Origin of the sequence: Variovorax sp. E3 (assembly GCF_016082275.1) — a bacterium.
In the GTDB taxonomy this organism is placed as follows: Bacteria; Pseudomonadota; Gammaproteobacteria; order Burkholderiales; family Burkholderiaceae_C; genus Variovorax.
Map to the genome: position 1 here is coordinate 1 of NZ_MOWM01000376.1, position 619 is coordinate 619.

The 619-nt window shown below is 72.5% G+C and carries 2 protein-coding genes; both read left to right on the plus strand.

What is annotated here, in order from left to right:
• Window positions 1-487, plus strand: a 487-nt coding sequence (locus BMG07_RS40945) for a RuBisCO large subunit C-terminal-like domain-containing protein (RefSeq protein WP_269759923.1), incomplete at its 5' end; no start/stop codon positions are given.
• Window positions 484-619: four-carbon acid sugar kinase family protein (locus BMG07_RS40950; protein WP_307867345.1), on the plus strand; the 136-nt coding region annotated here is incomplete at its 3' end. The genes BMG07_RS40945 and BMG07_RS40950, both read left to right, overlap by 4 nt.

The window sequence follows — 619 nt, forward strand, 5'->3', positions numbered from 1 at the left end:
CCAGACGCTGCGGCGCCACACGGGCCTGGCGCTGCACGGCCACCGCAACGGCTACGGCGCGCTGTCGCGGCACCCGCTGCTGGGCATCTCGTTCCAGGCGTACCAGACGCTGTGGCGACTCGCGGGCGTGGACCACATGCATGTGCACGGCCTGCAGGGCAAGTTCTCGCAGTCCGACAGCGAGGTCATCGGCTCGGCGCGCGACTGCTTCACGCCATTGACCGACGCGGCAGACGACCGTGTGATGCCCGCCTTCTCCTCGGGCCAGTGGGCCGGCACCGTGCCCGCCACCTGGGCCGCCATCGGCAGCGATGACCTGCTCTTCATGGCCGGAGGCGGCATCCTCGCACACCCCGACGGCGCGGAAGCCGGCGTGACCAGCATCCGCCAAGCCTGGTCAGCCGCGCGCGCGGGCACGACGCTGCAGGACGCAGCGAAGAGCGCGCCCGAACTCGCGCGCGCCCTCGCCTTCTTCGGCAAGCCATGACGCCGGGCCCGGCCGTCGTCTACTACGGCGACGATTTCACTGGCGCGACCGACACGCTCGGCACCGCGGCCCGCGCGGGCCTGCGGGCCCTGCTGTTCCTGAAGACGCCCGACGCCGAACGGCTGGCACGCA